Annotated in this window: 17 protein-coding genes and 1 other annotated feature; of the genes, 3 read left to right on the top strand and 14 right to left on the bottom strand. The window is 36.0% G+C overall.

What is annotated here, in order from left to right; all coding sequences use genetic code 11:
• Positions 1-35: 35 nt before the first annotated feature.
• The 3 genes from IGI66_RS06495 to IGI66_RS06485 all read right to left on the bottom strand — a co-directional run bounded on the left by IGI66_RS06495 (position 36) and on the right by IGI66_RS06485 (position 2,907).
• Positions 36-407, bottom strand: coding sequence for a 4Fe-4S dicluster domain-containing protein (locus IGI66_RS06495; RefSeq protein WP_438848130.1), 372 nt, complete (start codon positions 405-407; stop codon positions 36-38).
• A 375-nt stretch (positions 408-782) separates the two neighbouring features.
• On the bottom strand, positions 783-1,814 hold the full coding sequence (locus IGI66_RS06490; protein ID WP_010780881.1) for a sulfurtransferase: 1,032 nt from the start codon (positions 1,812-1,814) through the stop codon (positions 783-785).
• 604 nt (positions 1,815-2,418) lie between these two features.
• Entirely contained in the window at positions 2,419-2,907 is a 489-nt protein-coding gene (locus IGI66_RS06485) for a TIR domain-containing protein (RefSeq protein WP_010780882.1), read from the bottom strand.
• Between the two features lie 274 nt (positions 2,908-3,181).
• Here IGI66_RS06485 and IGI66_RS06480 point away from each other — a divergent pair, with 274 nt between their 5' ends.
• The gene (locus IGI66_RS06480; RefSeq protein ID WP_288227232.1) at positions 3,182-3,721 is read left to right on the top strand and encodes a GNAT family N-acetyltransferase; all 540 of its coding nucleotides are present in this window, start codon (positions 3,182-3,184) and stop codon (positions 3,719-3,721) included.
• A gap of 77 nt (positions 3,722-3,798) precedes the next feature.
• On the opposite strand, the gene nox is transcribed toward IGI66_RS06480, so the two are convergent.
• Positions 3,799-5,130, bottom strand: coding sequence for a H2O-forming NADH oxidase (gene nox / locus IGI66_RS06475; RefSeq protein WP_438848127.1), 1,332 nt, complete (start codon positions 5,128-5,130; stop codon positions 3,799-3,801).
• A gap of 269 nt (positions 5,131-5,399) precedes the next feature.
• On the opposite strand from nox, the gene IGI66_RS06470 reads away from it, so the two are divergent.
• Positions 5,400-6,074, top strand: a complete 675-nt coding sequence (locus IGI66_RS06470; RefSeq protein ID WP_438848125.1) for a Crp/Fnr family transcriptional regulator — start codon at positions 5,400-5,402, stop codon at positions 6,072-6,074.
• A 50-nt stretch (positions 6,075-6,124) separates the two neighbouring features.
• Here IGI66_RS06470 and IGI66_RS06465 read toward each other — a convergent pair whose 3' ends face one another.
• From IGI66_RS06465 to IGI66_RS06440, 6 genes are all read right to left on the bottom strand, one after another.
• Positions 6,125-6,289 carry a hypothetical protein gene (locus IGI66_RS06465; protein ID WP_010780886.1) on the bottom strand — a complete coding sequence of 55 codons (165 nt, stop codon included), beginning with the start codon at positions 6,287-6,289 and terminating at the stop codon, positions 6,125-6,127.
• Between the two features lie 165 nt (positions 6,290-6,454).
• On the bottom strand, positions 6,455-6,961 hold the full coding sequence (gene msrA, locus IGI66_RS06460) for a peptide-methionine (S)-S-oxide reductase MsrA (RefSeq protein WP_301521394.1): 507 nt from the start codon (positions 6,959-6,961) through the stop codon (positions 6,455-6,457).
• 21 nt (positions 6,962-6,982) lie between these two features.
• The gene (locus IGI66_RS06455; protein ID WP_438848122.1) at positions 6,983-7,798 is read right to left on the bottom strand and encodes a MetQ/NlpA family ABC transporter substrate-binding protein; all 816 of its coding nucleotides are present in this window, start codon (positions 7,796-7,798) and stop codon (positions 6,983-6,985) included.
• A gap of 72 nt (positions 7,799-7,870) precedes the next feature.
• Positions 7,871-8,102 (bottom strand) — a binding site (T-box leader).
• 137 nt (positions 8,103-8,239) lie between these two features.
• Positions 8,240-8,755: a flavodoxin domain-containing protein gene (locus IGI66_RS06450; protein ID WP_438848120.1), complete on the bottom strand. Its 516-nt coding sequence runs from the start codon at positions 8,753-8,755 to the stop codon at positions 8,240-8,242.
• 10 nt (positions 8,756-8,765) lie between these two features.
• Complete coding sequence (locus IGI66_RS06445) at positions 8,766-9,245, bottom strand: MarR family winged helix-turn-helix transcriptional regulator (protein WP_114524352.1); 480 nt, start codon at positions 9,243-9,245, stop codon at positions 8,766-8,768.
• Positions 9,246-9,576: 331 nt separating this feature from the next.
• Complete coding sequence (locus tag IGI66_RS06440; RefSeq protein WP_288227240.1) at positions 9,577-10,422, bottom strand: oxamate carbamoyltransferase subunit AllH family protein; 846 nt, start codon at positions 10,420-10,422, stop codon at positions 9,577-9,579.
• 251 nt (positions 10,423-10,673) lie between these two features.
• Between IGI66_RS06440 and IGI66_RS06435 the strand changes: the two genes are divergently transcribed.
• A complete protein-coding gene (locus tag IGI66_RS06435) occupies positions 10,674-10,946 on the top strand; it encodes a hypothetical protein (protein ID WP_438848118.1) in 273 nt (90 codons plus the stop codon).
• A gap of 148 nt (positions 10,947-11,094) precedes the next feature.
• Here the strand turns inward: IGI66_RS06435 and IGI66_RS06430 are convergent, their stop codons facing one another.
• From IGI66_RS06430 to recQ, 4 genes are all read right to left on the bottom strand, one after another.
• On the bottom strand, positions 11,095-11,811 hold the full coding sequence (locus IGI66_RS06430; protein WP_114524350.1) for an SDR family oxidoreductase: 717 nt from the start codon (positions 11,809-11,811) through the stop codon (positions 11,095-11,097).
• A gap of 437 nt (positions 11,812-12,248) precedes the next feature.
• Complete coding sequence (locus IGI66_RS06425; RefSeq protein WP_438848115.1) at positions 12,249-13,133, bottom strand: phytoene/squalene synthase family protein; 885 nt, start codon at positions 13,131-13,133, stop codon at positions 12,249-12,251.
• Positions 13,123-14,610 (bottom strand): phytoene desaturase family protein, encoded by a 1,488-nt coding sequence (locus IGI66_RS06420; RefSeq protein ID WP_316406214.1) that lies wholly within the window; start codon positions 14,608-14,610, stop codon positions 13,123-13,125. The genes IGI66_RS06425 and IGI66_RS06420 overlap by 11 nt, the downstream gene beginning before the upstream one ends.
• 186 nt (positions 14,611-14,796) lie before the next feature.
• Positions 14,797-16,548, bottom strand: a complete 1,752-nt coding sequence (gene recQ, locus IGI66_RS06415) for a DNA helicase RecQ (protein WP_438848113.1) — start codon at positions 16,546-16,548, stop codon at positions 14,797-14,799.
• Positions 16,549-16,750 lie beyond the last annotated feature (202 nt).

Genomic DNA, 16,750 nt, shown 5'->3' with positions numbered 1-16,750 from the left:
CTCATTTGGTAAGACACATTATATTCTTGAGTAAATTAATGCTCAGAATCTGAAAAGCTTCCTCGATTCACAGCACTAAAGAATTTACTCGTAGAAAGTCTTTGATGCATCTCTACACTTTTTAGCTGTCTTAGAGGATTTTTTTCTCTAACTAAATCTTGACGGATAGCTAAAAAAGCTTCATCTAGTTTTAACTGTAATGGACAAACTACCGTACATCGACCACATAACATACATGAAAAAGGAACGATTGGCGCCAAATCTTTTTCTAAAAAGCGTTGAAACAATTCCTGAGGATTCTCACAGTATTGCTGCAAAAAAAGACAGTCTTTCATGCAACGTTTGCAACTTGTGCAAGTTTCCGCGATTAACTGAGCCATTTCAATTGTTTTACTTGAGTAATCCATTAGACGAGCTCCTCATTAATAACACTACCGCTAGTTGTAATAAGACTCCTAAACATAAAACAGCACTTATTAAATAGTAGATTGGCGATGCTTCTAGCGTTAAAAATAGCTGCCAAACTAAGAAAAGTCCGCTAATCATCACCAGTAAAAATGACTCTATCGTTCTTTTTTTTAAGGTTAGTAAGAGTGCAATTACGACTAAAACTACCGGCAGTAAAAATAACTTACTGCCGACAGCACTATCATTGACCTTATGAGAATAAAATGACACATTCCGCATAAACCCTAAATGATTTTTATACAGATCATTCATCAGATAGATGACATAAATCAGACCACTTTGTATTATATGCACAAAAATTCTAAAAAGTTTCATTATTTCAAGATTTTCACTTTATCTTTGTCTCTTGGGTCGCCGATTTGAACCGGATATTTACTTGGATCTTTTTGATGTGCTTTATCCCAATCAAACCATCCGCCGTCAAATAATCGTACATCCTTCCAGCCTTCTTGTTTTGTAATAAAGAATGCCGTTGCTGCACGCCAACCAGTCCCACAATAGAAAGCAACTTCTTTATCAGGCGTGATTCCCCATTTTTTCCATGCAGCAAAAATTTTTGTTGGTTCTTTGACAGTTCCATCGTTATTCATTAATTGAGCAACATCAGCACTCGTTTTACTTGATTTTGCGTATACAGCGCCTTCAGGTTCACCCGCATTTTCAATATAGTCATATCCGCTAGTTTTGCCTGTGAACTCTTTCCAACTACGAATACTTGCTAAAACTAACTCAGGATTCTTTTCTTTTGAAGCAACTAAATCAGCAGAAGTAGAAATTAAGTACTCAGGGCGTCCTGGAACGTTCGCACCGAAATCTTTTGCTGCTTTTCCTTCTTCTTCCCCTTTTTCTACTTTATAGTCCGCTTTTTCCCATGCCTTTAATCCGCCATCTAAAATCTTCACTTGGTCTACACCCAACCAATAGGCAACGAAGGCTACACGTGCTGCTGCATTGATATCACTAGAATAGACAATTATTGGCGTTGTTTTTGTCACGCCGCGTTTTAAAAATACTTCTTTACATGTTTCAGCATCGAAAATATTCCAATTGGTTTCTTCACTTTCAATTTCCATTGTGTCGATATGGAGGGCGCCTGGAATATGAGCCTTTTTATAGTCTTTACCTTCACCATAAGAAGCCTCGATAATCACTGTATCTTCGTTATTTTTCATTTGTTTTTTAGCCCATTTTGCATCGACAAAGAAATCATCCTCTTTGATATCTTTGCTTTTGACCAACCGCTGAACTTTGTTCGACTTATCCGCAGCATGAACCACTTCTGTTTTTGAATAGACAACTAATGCTGTTAACAACAAACAGCCAATTACTGTAATCATTTTTTTCATTTTAATTGCTCCTCTAAAAGTTTGTTTTTTCACTTAAACCGTTTTCACAAGTAGGAAATGCTCATTTTGCACACGACAAAAAAACATACTAAATCAAGTATGTTCCCTCCTGCACTGTCTCAATCCACGTGCTTAATCGTCACTTAATTCGATTAAAACTTTGACCCATCGGAGGAAAATCAGTTGTCCTACTTGCTTAGAAACTCTAAGTAATGACTGATTTCATAGTCACCGTTGATAATTTTTAAGCATAAGGACACCTCCTGCCTCCCATTTTAAAATCGGGGTCTTTTCCTTACCGAGTATATCGAAACGTTATCCGTTTAGCAAGAGTATTTAGCCTAAAAAAAACAAAAATTCTTTTTGTGAAAGAATGATTATTATTTTGAATTAATTCTATGTAAAGTCTTTTCGATAAAATAGTTAATTAGTGATTAAATCATGGAGATATTTTTATAAAATTACAATAAATTTGAATTTAAAAAAAGCGAGTGTTGAACGTTTTGTCCAGTCACTCGCCCTTTTTCTTTTTTTAAAGACCATCGCTCTCTTTATCCCCTTTTATTGTCATCGATTATATGAATAGTCCGATGCCGTTTCTTTATTACCCCTCTTTTACTTTATCAACGTTCTCTATCCATTTTTCTAAGTTCGTATACCCATCGTTTTTGATATAATCATATTCCTCATCCAAGATCTCATCAAACCATAATAATTTTCCTTCCTCATTCTTACCTACTATCTTTACCACTGATTGACTGATTGATGTTTGCTGATTCAAATTTTTAACTTTTCCAATTTTGAGCGCTATGATTGTATTGCCACGCTCGTAACTTTTCTTTATTCCATATTGAACATACGTTGAATCCAATGTTTCGCTTCCAATCAAAACCACTGTTACAGAGGTTCCCACCAATTGTTTGTCAATCCATCGTTCAATATTTGCACTGCCATCCCGTTTCATTCGTTCAAATTCTGCTTTGTTAATAAACCCAGACTCGTCATTTTCTTTAAGCGTCCAATTATTCTTAACAACGAATGCTCGAGACCAATCTTCTTCGTAAGAAAAGCTGAAGAACACCCTCTTTGCCATAAAAACACGACCTTCCTAAATTGTTAATAGATACTATCTTGCAGCGAATCGGTATTCACTACTAAAAAAATCTTGACAAACTGGAATATTTCTGTAATCCAATTTCTCTATTCATTATATAATAGCCATTGAAAACAAAGGCTCCAATTTTTTTATATTAGAAGTTTTATGATCAATGATTAGTAACATCCTTTCCTATATAAGTAAAAAACGAACTAGCTTTTGCATGCCCTACATGATACGATTTTATTGAGAAAAAAATGGAGGTCTTCTTATGTTGGATAAATCTGTACCATTCATTCCTTTTACGATGTTCCGTCCCTCAGATGCACCGCCCTTACCTAAAATTACTTTACCTGATGGCTATCGCTTCACTTTTTATCAACCTGGCGATGAAAGAGATTGGTGTCGTATTGAAACAGCTGTCTTAGAATTTGATTCAGAGAAGGAAGCCGCCGAGTACTTCCAGCATTCTTTTATGCCTTACGAAAAAGAACTACGCCGTCGGATGCTTTTTATTGAGAACCCTGAAGGAAAAAAGGTCGCAACCTTCACGGCTTGGTGGACAGAAGATCGTTCCCCGAGACTGCATTGGTTAGGTGTGATTCCTGAGGAACAAAAAAAAGGCCTGGCCAAGGCTTTAGTCATTCGTGTTACTGAACTTCTTCATGAATACTACCCGAACCAGGATCTTTATTTAAGTACACAAACCTGGAGCCATCATGCGGTAAGGCTGTATGAAAAGCTCAACTATCAAATTTTTCAAAATCAAAACTATCAGAAAATTTTAGACATTTTAAAAAGAACCAAATAAATTTTTCTTTATTAAAAAAAATTCCCTCAACGTCAGAAAATTATCAAACGTTGAGGGAATTTTTTGTACTTGTTTACTTATTCTGCACCTAGGGCCGCCATAGTAATATAGTTATACGGTTGGTTAAAATGAGGCAAGAAGAAGATATCTAATAGCTTCAATTTATCAATCGTCACTTGTTCTTCAATCGCTAATGAGAACATGTGAATCACACCCGAAATATCTTCTGTTGAAGATAATTGCGCGCCGACTACTCGACGAGAACTTTCTTCATACACAATACGGATTTTAACTTTGGCATTCTTTTTCATAAAACCAGGACGCTGTAAATCTTCAAAATCTGTGTATTTTACGTCAATACCATTTTTAGCTGCTGCTTCAACGGATAATCCTGTAGATACCATATGCAGCCCAAAAATAGAAATACCATTAGATCCTTGTACCCCAGTAGATTCTAAGGAAACCCCACCTATGTTGTAACCTGCTACAATACCTGATCGTACTGCATTGGTTGCTAAAGCAATGTAGGTTGTATCTTGAAGTGCATTTGAATAAATCGTTGCGCAATCTCCGACTGCATATACATTTGGATCGCTCGTTTGTTGATAGCGATCAACTAAATAGGCACCATTTTTATACAAGTCCAGATGGCTTTTTCCCAATTCATTGTTTGGCAAAAATCCGATTGCATTAATGACTAGGTCAATAGGATACTCCCCTTTGTCAGTGACAATGGATTCCACCTTTCCATTGCCTTTATACTCTTTCGCAAGCTCCCCGAAATGCAGTTCAATTCCATGCTCGCTTAAAGTAGCGTCCATGTCATCAGTAAACCATTTATCATAATAGCTTGGCAGTGAACGTTCCATTGCATCAAATAATAAAACATTTTTTCCGCGTCGTTTTGCTGCCTCAGCAATTTCTACACCAATATAGCCAGCACCGATTACCGCAACATTCTCGATACTATCTGAATTTAAAATTTCATCAACCGCTTGACCATCTTGAAAACGTTTCAAAAAATGAATATTTTCTAAATCTCGACCAGGAACATTCGGTGATATTGGCACTGACCCTGTCGCTAAAATTAGCTTGTCGTAGCTTTCAATGAATGATTCGCCATTATTAAGCAGACAATGAACTTCTTTTTTCCCATAATCAATGTGATCAACGGTTGTTTCCATGGAGATCTTAGCGCCTTTGCTCTCAAAGTCTTCTTTTTTTGTATAAAATAAGCCTTCATAAGAGTCTATTTGACGTCCCACCCATAACGCCGTTCCACAACCCAAATAACTCAAATTATTGTTCCGATCGATCATTACTACTTCCTGATCATCGAATGTGTCTAATAACGTGTTCGCTGCGGCAATCCCCGCATGGTTTGTACCAACTATTACTGTTTTTGTCATTCACTTTACCTCCTAGTTATTGAAAGCGTTTGTATTACAACTTCAATTGTAACATATTGCACAAATGAATTTTTCAAAAATCCAAACTATTTATAGTAATTTCTAAAAAAGCACAAATATCATTTGGAGGGTCGAACGATGGACTTTCTTACTTAGTTTGCATTTACCGAACTTGTTTAGGCGTTTATCGCGACAACTTAAACCCGAAAATAGTAAAATGACTAATAACCAATGCTTCCTATAGTCATTAGGAGAAACGAGGAAATCATATGACTTATCCATTACAGGAACACCATTTTAAATTGTTAAAAAAATATGGATTATTCGATCATCACGCGTTATGTGAAATACGTCACTACGAGTCTGGAGATATCGTTTTTTCTCAAGGATTTGAATATAAATATATCCTGCTGGTTGTCTCTGGAAAGGCGAAAGTTTGTACAACTTCTCCTTCAGGAAAAAGTCTTGTTTTAGCATACTATCTATCAAGCGGTATCATCGGAGATGTCGAATTAATGTCCAAGACAAACTATGCTACAGCCTCTGTCGTTGCACTCTCAGCTTTCGAATGTCTCGTCGTTCCTTTTCAAGATGACGATGATACGATGTTCAAAAATTTGACTTTTATGACCGAGCTGGCGAAGGGGTTATCAAACAATCTAGTGAGCTCCTCACATGACTATTCTTCAAATGCACTTTACTCTGGAGAACAAAGACTCTGTACTTATATATTAAAAGGCGCCTACAAAAATTATTTTTATGACAATCTTTCTGATGTTGCGGCAACAATTGGCATCAGCTATCGCCACCTATTACGTTTACTAAAAAAATTGTGTGAGAGTAACATTTTAAAAAAGGAAAAACGAGCATTCTTACTACTTGATAAAGAAAAATTGATCCAGTACTCGTCAGAAGTTTCTTATTTTGAAAATGAAACGCTGTAAAAAAAATATCAGCCGGTTTCTTGCTTTTAAAGCAAATCGGCTGACTTTTTTTAGAAATTTTGTCTTTCTCGCGCGCGTTGTAAAATCATTTCTTTTCTCTGCTTTTCCAACTCATCGATTTTTTCCCAATAAATAAATTCTGATTTGTTCTTATTTTGCTTTCTTAAATATAAAGCGACAACTATAAAAATCAAAAGTAAGACTAGGATTATCATAATAAGCACCTCCTATATGCTTATTGTAATCACTCAAAAGAAAAACAATTAGGACATATGTCACATTTTTCTGCTTAAGGAGAAAATTAATCAGGGACAACTCAAAAGAAAGGTTCTTCTTTTGAGTTGTCCCTAGTTAGCGTGTTTCATGGAACCTCGTCGCTTCTACCAAAACTCAGAGATAAATTTTTTTCTGCGGGCTGCATTTTTTTGATAGTTTTCAGGATTCCTTTGATAATAGTCTTGATGCTCTTCCTCTGCTGGATAGAATACCGTTGCTTTCTCGATTTTAGTTACAATCGGCTCATCAAATCTTCCGCTATTTTGCAGTGTTTCCTTACTTTTTTCAGCATGTTCTTTTTGCTTCTCGTCAAAGTAAAAAATAACCGGTCTGTAGCTGCTCCCTCGATCTTCAAATTGACCAAATGCGTCCGTTGGGTCTGTCTGTTGCCAATAGATTTCTAGAAGCTCATCGTATGAAATAACTAAAGGGTCATATATAATTTCCACGGCCTCCGTATGACCTGTCTCGCCACTTTTAACTTCTAAATACGTTGGGTTTTCCTTTGCTCCCCCTGTATAACCTGAGATTACCGATTGAATGCCCGCAAGGCTATCGAAAGGTTGAATCATACACCAGAAACAACCACCTGCAAATACTGCTCTCTCCATCTTATTCACCTCTTCTTTCATTTATTCACTGACGGGTACAATCGATCCGCCCCATTTTTTCTCGATCCACTTTTGCACTTGCGGCTCATGTAGGACATCCACTACTTTTTTCAAGTCTTTATTCTCTTTGTTGCTCGTTTTTGTCGCTACGATGTTTACATATGGCGAGTTCTTTTGCTCGATCATTAAAGAATCTTTTACTGGATTCAATCCTTTTTCATAAGCAAAATTAGAATTGATCGCGACAAGATCTCCTTCATTGTTTTCAAAAGCCGAGGTTAATAAGGTTGGATCGACACTGTGATCAAAGACTAAGTTTTTTGGATTTTCTATTATGTCTTCAAAAGTAGCTTTATCGATGGCTACTCCTGGCTTGATTTTTAATAATTTATTCTCAACAAAAATATTCAGCACACGTCCCCATTCCGAGGGAACGTTTGAGACGATTACTTTTGCACCAGAAGGTATTTCGCTAATTTTCTTTATTTTGTGTGAATAGATCCCCATTGGTTCTAAATGGATTGCTCCTATATTTGAAAAACGATAGTCGTTTTCTTTTTTTTGTAAATTAAAATAAGGGACTGTTGAAAAATAATTTGCATCTATATCCCCATTTTCTAACGCTTTATTCGGCAAAACATAGTCATCAAATTTTACAATTTCTAGTTCAATCCCCTTCTTTTTCAATTCGGGTTTGATATGTTCTAAAATTTCTGCATGAGGCGTAGGGGAGGCCCCAATTTTTATTTTATCTGCTTTTTCTGCGGAACCCGAACTACAAGCTGCTAAAAAAATGAAACAACTAAATACCAATGCAACGAAACCAATTTTTTTCATACTGACACACTCCTATTAAATTTTGACAAATAAAAAAATATCCGTCCCTTTACCTACCAGTCTACTGATAAATAAAGGGACGAATATTTTCGCGTTACCACCCTTATTCGTATTACCCTTTCAGATAATACCTCAACGGTACTTACATACCCGGCGAAGTAACGGTCGCTTTCCGTTCAATTTGCGTGAACAAACTGAATGCTCAGAGCTCATCTTCATTAACTTTCCACGATCCCTCTTTTCACCAGCCGAGGGTCTCTTTAATCGTTTCGTGATTAATTACTCTTCTCTTCAATGCATACGTATAGATTGGAATTAGTCTAATACAAATCATTCCAAATTGCAATCAAAATATTATCAAATAAATAAATTATATACGCAAGTCCTTTTATTTGGACTTATGAAAGGCACTATTCGACCATAAACGGGTTATTGATAGTCCTACTCAATAACTTCTAATTCGTTTAAATTGATAAAGTCTACATCGTCTTCCGCTACAACTTGTCCAATTGCTTTTTCAATATCCAATTTATTCTGCAATTCCTTTTTCTTGCTCTCTTTATTGATCATCTTTATCAGTATTTTTTCGGGAAAACTCAATTCTTTATATGACAATCGTCCTCTCATATAGAAAATCTCTGCCTCCGGAAAAGTTTCAATAATTCCTTTACGAATTTCAACCATTTTTTCTTGGTCATTTTTTGAAGATAAACCGACTGGTACTACTGTGATTTCTATTCCTTCTCTGCATTTTTCTTTCAACTTGTTTAACTGAAAAACTCTACCAGCGTATACACTGCCAAAATAGTATAATTTTTTTGAACCCGCGAAGTCTTCTGAAGGCACCCTCCCTTGTTCATAAATCGGATAGCCATGCTTTTGTGCAAATACCTCCGCATATTTTTTAGAACTTCCTCTTTTCGTGGCATAAATAACAAGCTTTTCCATTTTATTCATCTTCTCCTTCTTATTCAGTGATTTCCAATTTCTCGACACCTTGGTACAATTTCATAAAAATATCAAAAAAGTTCGATAACTCCTTATCAGAATACCCATTGAAAATGGTTGCCAAAGCATGGCTGTGCAATGTTTCAACCGAATGAAAATAGTGTTCCCCTTTCTTTGTTAAGACGAGAATCGTCTTTCGCTTATCCTTTTCACTTCGATTCATTGCGATCAATTCCTTTGCTTCTAATGCAATCGCTAATTTTTTGATATTTTGCCTTGAACAGCCTAGCAATTTTCCGCAACTTGTTAAATCAATAGCTCTTTCAGACGATTGCCTTATCATAACTAAAACCATAAACTGCTTCATTGTCACAGACGGATCAATTTTATCGAAAGAGGTTTGAAGCCGATTTCCTAAAATGTATAGACTAGCGAAAATAGCGCGCTGCTGTTTATCTCTACTTGTTTGAAAGTCTTCAATTAACTGTTCGATATCCACTTTATTTTCTCCAGTCATTCAATATACGTAACTTGTTACCTATATTATAAATTTTTTTCTACTTTTTCGAAATAGGTCCTTAGTCGGATAATCTAATGTTCGAGTTGACATACTAAGCGACTGTTAAACAAAGTGCCGAAATGGATTCTTTTTTTATGTTCTATTTTGACTTAGCAAGTAAAATGAATCGATAAACTGATTCATATACATGCAATTAAAGACACTAAAAGACCTGGTCGCCATTAAGAAGCGATCAGGTCTTTGAAAAGTAAATAGATAAAAAACTTTCCATTTGTAAAGTAAAAATCGATTTGGCTTTTCATTTGTAAAGTTAAATAAAAAAATCCTTTCTCTCTTTGCTCAAATACACATTTGCTCCAGCAACCATACCAGCTAATATATCGCTAGCAGAGGACTCGCCTAGATTTTTTAATTCTTCAATTTTTACTTTCCAATTGCCATCGTTACCGACCAATCCATCGATTGCCGAATTGACGAAACTGCCAAATGTTCTTTTGCATGCATAATTTAGATAGGTATTCGATAGCGCTGTCGTCCATTTTTTTTGAACAAGAAAACTTCTTAGTAATAGATAGAAGTCGTTTGTAAAAATTGATACTACTTGATCAACCGCCATTAAGCCAATTAAGAAACAATCGCCAGAAGGAAAAATGCCTTCTCCTCTCCCTAAATAATATAAAATCCCTTTTGCACGGTTTGTTGGACTTAAAGAAAGCAATTTTTGAAAAGCCGGAACCGTTCCTTCTCTTTCACCTTTGAATTCAGAGCCAAGAAGTAGCTCCTCTCGCTCTAATTGGAAAATTTTTTGCTTTAATTGTACTGAATTTACAGTCATTGGTTTTGGTGTTCCATGATAAAAAATTTTTTCTGAAATCATAACTTCAAAGAATGAATCAATTAAATATAATTGATCCTTCTGCCTTTCAAACTGACAATTTCGTATTTTTTTCGCACAAATTGCCTGGTAATCTGAATGATTCAGATGAATCCCGAAAGGAAGCACCCCTTTTTTATCATTCCCCACATAGAGCAACTGCTCCTTATTAGTCAACGTAAACCCATTTTCAAATTGGCGATCTACACTAAAGCTTTTCGAGGAATTGGTTGAAACAATATTTTCTACTTCAGCGCCAGCTGCTATTGCTCGATATATCATTTAATTCCCCCCTTTTAAAATTTGCCCCTCAATGTAAACGCTAACATTTTTGTGTTTATTTTTCAATCAAAAACCTTATTTATCTTTTATCCTTTTTTTTAAGCACCTACGGCGAATCATCTTAAGCGTCACTATTTTTTAAACGATCATAGTATAATTGTGAACGAATTCGTAAGTTATTAATAAAAGACTATTTTTAACAGTTCTTTTATTGCTAAAATAGAGGAAGAAGGTATTTGGAGGAGGAAATTATGAGAGGAACAATTTCTAATGATTATCGAGTTTACCACTATGAATCACCTTTTTTAATGCAAGGCGAAAATGGACTTTCTTTAAGTCAGCTGCGAGCTCTTTTTATTACAACCTTGTTAAATAATTCTCGCGCAAAGTATACTTCTGAAAATTATGCGCTTGAAAAGGAACAAAGACATATTCGTATTTGGCGAAAGGATGGAAAGACTCTCACTGAGGGTGAAGTACTAAAAATTGATGCCATCATTCCTCGGATTTTTGAAACAAATTGAGACACTCAATCAATTGTCTTAATCCTCGATCTACTCGTCTAAATGAGTATAAAAAAATAGAATAGCCGACCGCAACAATTGAAAAAGTAACTAAAAGGAGAGAAAATAATTTCTCTCCTTTTTGTACTCCTTACATTGCTAACAATAGTTAGACCATCATTTTTGTAGGTCTCAAAATAATTTCATTAATAGCTACTTGCTCTGGTTGCTGCAAGGCATAAAGCAAGGCATCTGTGATGGCTTCAGGTGTTAGAATTTGATACTCATCCGTTGTTTGATCCAATTTTCTTCCCATGTCAGTAGCCACGTTTCCAGGAGAAATTGATGTAAATCGTATTTTGGTATCTGCTTCTTCTTGTCGAGCCCCTTCCATAATTTTTAATACTGCTGTTTTTGATGCTGCGTATGTGCTCATTGCTGGTCCAACTACATGTGCGCCAATTGAAACCATGGTGACAACATGACCTTTATCGACTTTTCTAAATTCAGGCAAAACCGCTGATAAACCATTCAAAACACCTAAAACATTTACTTCGATCACTTGCGTGTATTCTTTGCTAGGCATTTCTCGATTCAACCCTATATTTAGCACACCCGCACTATTAAAGAAAACATCAATTTTTCCATACTTTTCCTTCGTAAAAGCGACTAATTTCTTCATATCTTCACTTTTCGTCACATCGACTTTAAAGTATTCCACAGCACCTCCTTCCGCTCTCAATTCTCCAGCTAAGCTACGTAAGTGCTCCTCATCGATATCAGCCAAGACTACTTTAGCGCCTAAAGAAGAAACTTTTTTTGCGGCATTTATTCCAATACCACCACCTGCTCCAGTAATGACGACCACTTCATTTTCTAAATTCATACTAAAACCTTCCTTTCGTTTAAATACGTCATCACCTTACCAGAGGAAGAATCCTTTTTTGCTAATCTTGCTCATCACTTTTTTACAAACTAAAAATACTTTTCCTTTTAGATTGAAGATAATACATGGTTAAATTATTTTTATTTCCATTCATGTTATTTAAATTCAACTAATTGGATGTAAGAATCCATACTAAAACAACGCATTATTGGCAAATCGTTATTTATTTTTTAATTGATTTTATCCAATACATCCTTACTGCTTTACAATCAATTTTGTTTTAGTGATTCCAAAAAAATACTTCTCAGCCTTATTTCAGTCACGATATAAGCGGTACCCTTTTTTGAAATCTCACAGATTTTTTGATCACAAAAAAAGTACGCAGAGAGTACTTACTCCGCATACTTGACTATCTTTTATTCAGTGTTGTTTGAACATTACCTTTTTTTAAGCGCTATTCTTTTTGAGTCGTGATTGGCTGCTTTAAATAGTACTAGTTTTCTAGTTTTATTGACTACATGTCTCTTTCCAAATACATCATAGTTTCCTTCACGTATCACAGACAAAATCTCTCTATAAAGATAAATTGCTGTCAGTAGAGGAATCCTGCATTCTTCATCAATTTCAGCGATCATTTCCAATCCCTTTTTGTAACTTTCCTCTGCACGATGCGCTTCAAACTCCCATAAGTCAATAAATGCTTGACTCATATGATGTGTTCTAATCGCTTTTTCCGTCACACCATATTGATCCATCAGTTCTTTTGGAAGGTAGATTCTACCTTCATTCAAGTCTTCGCCGATGTCACGCAAGATGTTCGTAATCTGCATTGCCCGACCTAAATCCTTGGCTTCCTCTATAATACTTTGCCAATTTGCCGAGAGAATGGGCAACAACATTAATCCAACAGATCCTGCAACATAATAACTATATTCCTCTAATTCTTTTTGCGTCTGAGGTTGTTCAAAATGAGCATCTCGACGTTGCCCCTCCAACATATCATAGAAGAACTTGATGTCTAAAGGATAATGATCAAAAACCACTGCTAATGTTCGCCACATCGGCTCTTCTGGACAATTTCCCTTTTGAAACTCATCCAATTGGTCACGCATTACCTCTAATTTCTCAGGTTTTTTTTCCACATCAATGATATCATCCGCCCTTCGGCAAAAAGCATAGATCGCATAGACACTCATCGCTTTTTGTTCCGGTAATTGAGAAAAGGCCGCATAGAAGCTTTTTGAATGATGTTTGATGATCTTTTTACAGTAATCAAAATCGTCTTGATAATGAACAAAATCGTTAGAAAGCTTATTGGTCATCGCGAATCAGCTCCTCTACAGCCAACTTAGCACTTTGCATGACAATTGGAACTCCCGCTCCTGGATGCGTGCTGCTCCCGCAGAAATAGAGATTGTCAGCATAATCAAATTTATTATGTGGTCGATAATAATTACTTTGCTTCAACGTCGGTTTTAACCCGAAAGTTGCTCCTCGATAAGCATTGAAGTTTTCACTAAAATCTCTTGGTGTGTAGTGTTCTTCAAAAACGATATGCTCTTCAATATCAGTGAATACTGTTTCTTGCTTGATTTTCTGCAGCACATGGTCGCGGTATTTTTGAATGGTCTCTTCATTCCAATCAGAGAATTTTGATAATTCTGGTACAGGCACTAACGCATATAATGCTTCGTGCCCCTCTTTTGCCATGTCAGGATCTAAGAATGATGGCACGTATAAATAATACGAGGGGTCATCTGGAAGTACACCTTGATCGAAAATATCTGTAATATTCTTTTCAAAATCCTTTGCGAAGTGAATTGAATGCAACGCCTCTACTTCATATTTTTTGTCTAAACCTAGATAGAGCAAAAAACAAGAACATGAATAGTCCATTTTATCAATTTTCTTATCCGTATATTTCCCACGATCTTTTTCGTTTGGCACTAAATGCTTCATAGCATAAGGAAAGTCCGCTCCGCACACCACTGCATCAGCCAAAACATTCTTTCCGTCAACTTTTATTCCTACGGCTTCCTTATTCTCAATCAGTATTTCCTGCACCTCCGTATTACAGAAAACTTCCCCGCCTAATTCGATAAATAATCGCTCTAGACCTTGTGCTAAGGTATACATTCCACCTTTCATAAAATGAATGCCATAAAGCAGCTCGATCATGGGAATGATCGTATACAATGACGGGCCCTGATAAGGAGAAATGCCAATGTAAAGTGTTTGAAACGCCAATGATTTACGAAGGCGATCATCTTTAACAAATTTTGAGATGGAGCTGTACGCATCACCAAAAGTCTTCAACTTTAGTCCATTCAACAATGATTTTGGATTGTAAAAATCCCAAAAAGATCGAAATGAGCGCATAATGAATGCTTCTTTTGCAACTAAGTAACGCTTATAAATATCTGCTAAGAATGCGAAATAGCCTTGAGCATCTTCCTCAGATATTCCTTCTAATGTTTTCGTTAGTTCGACCAAATCGGATGAAAAGATCAAGGGATCATCGTCAGAAAAATACAATTTCAACATCGGATCAATCTTCTCCATCGGAATATAATCATCGGGATTCTTCCCACAAAACTCAAAGACTTCTTTATAAATATCCGGCATCATGACAATCGTCGGTCCTACATCAAAAGTAAAGCCTTCTTTTTTGATCTGGTTCATTTTGCCGCCTACTTGACTAGCCTTTTCATAGAGTTGAACAGCATAACCTAGTTTTTGTAATCTTACTGCTGCAGTAAGCCCTGCGACTCCTGCACCTATTACTATTACCTTCTTCATAGTCACTCTCCTCATACTATAATTCTATTATTTATCAGTTGATAAGTAAAAAAATAAGTCTGCGAGCCTGCAATCGTTGCTTTTTAGGATAAAAAAAATAGTGATCAAGGAATTAATTTTTGATCACTATTTCTCTGCTCTATTTCTCATTATTTCAAATTTAAAAATTAATAATTGGAAATCATTTTAGTTTTCTTTTTTTAATAGAGTTAAGAACTGTTCCCCATAATTATCAAGCTTACTTTTTCCCACACCTTTTATTTGTAAAAATTCTATAGATGTTTGAGGCAGTTTCTCAGCTAATTCTGTCAACGTCTTATCTGAAAAAATGACGTAAGGCGGCAAATTCTTTTCTTGTGCAATCTGAGAGCGTAAGCTTCTCATTTTTTCAAATAGTTCATCATCTGCTACTAACTGTTTCACCGGCGCTTGCTTCCGATAGACTTCTTGTTTGCCCATTAAAACTAAGATGCCTTGCTCAGATACAGACAATAAAGGGTATTGCCCTTCAGAGGGAATTAAATAATGTTCAGCTATCAGGTAGTCGATCAAATTAGCAATTTCCTTCTGAGAGTAGTCTTTCATCAATCCATAGGTTGGTAATGTTTCAAAATTCCATTGCTTTATCTTTTGATCATTTGATCCGGCTAATACTTTTGCTACTAATGCCTTTCCAAATTTTTCGCCCATACGTTTTACACAAGACAGTACCTTTTGTGTGTCAGTCGTAATATTCACCTGTTCCCGGTCATCTAAACAATTGCTGCATTTCCCGCAATCCGCCTGATCTTCACCAAAATAATTCAGAATGTAACGCTGCAAACACATTTGTGTATGGGCATATTGGTTCATTTCCCTTAACTTTGTATATTCATTTTGCTGATAGGCTAATTCAGATTGAGACTGCTCCACAAAGAATTTTTGAATTTGAATATCTTTGGGCGAGTAAAACAAAACAGCCTCACTTGGTAATCCATCTCTTCCAGCACGTCCTGCCTCTTGGTAATAAGATTCTAAATTACCAGGAATCTGTGCATGTATCACAAAGCGGACATTGCTTTTGTTGATTCCCATACCGAAGGCGTTCGTAGCAACCATTACTTCAGTCCGATCAAATAGAAAGTCTTCTTGGTTTTGTAGCCGTTCCGTGTCTTTTAATCCGCCATGATACATACCAACTGAGAATTGATGATGCTTCAATAGATGATACAATCGTTCAACTTCCTTACGCGTAGAAGCATAGATGATTCCAGATTGTCCATGGTTTAGTTTCAGATATTCCAACAAATAAAGATCCTTTTGATCCTTTACAACTTGAAAAGCTAAATTTTCGCGAGCAAAACCCGTTTTGACTTCATTTTCCTTTGAAATATGTAATAAGTTAGAAATATCCTCAGCTACTTGAGGGGTCGCAGTGGCTGTTAAAGCTATAACCGTCGGCTGTTGATTAAAATTTTGAATCGTTTCTGCCAGTTTCAAATAGCTAGGGCGAAAATCGTGTCCCCACTGGGAAATACAGTGTGCTTCGTCAACGGCTAAAAGCTCAATCGGTACGTATCTCAATAACTCACGAAAATCTGAGGACTCTAACCGCTCTGGTGCGACATACAATAATTTTATTTCCCCACGCGCAGCTCGTCGTACACGATCATTCATCTCTACATTAGACAACGTACTATTGATAAATGCTGCCGGAATTCCTAATTCATTCAAACTGTCAACTTGATCTTTCATCAAGGAAATTAACGGAGAAATAACTAAGGTTAAACCTTCTAAAACTAGCGCGGGCAATTGATAACAAATAGACTTTCCTCCGCCAGTTGGCATGATCCCTAAGACATTTTTCTTTTGTAGAACTCGTTGGATAATGTCCTCCTGTCCGTTTCGAAATTGCGTAAAACCAAATTTTTCTGCTAATAAGTGTTTCATTTGTTCCATAGTGAGACTCCTTCTTGCAACTGCTGTTAATTATACTAAACTTTTCTATTTTCAATGATAAGTATTGAAAAACTTTAGCTCTTACATATTGAATCTTAAAGAACATGGGTTATCAATGTTCTCTATTGCATTTTAAAAAAATAAGGCGAAGGACTTTCTTATCCAACGCCTTATGAACTATTCGCAATATGAAAGAATTGCT

The organism is Enterococcus sp. AZ048 (genome assembly GCF_051715125.1).
Lineage (GTDB): Bacteria > Bacillota > Bacilli > Lactobacillales > Enterococcaceae > Enterococcus_A > Enterococcus_A gilvus.
The sequence above is the reverse complement of the archived record's forward strand: the minus strand, read 5'-3'. Positions and strand labels throughout refer to the sequence as shown.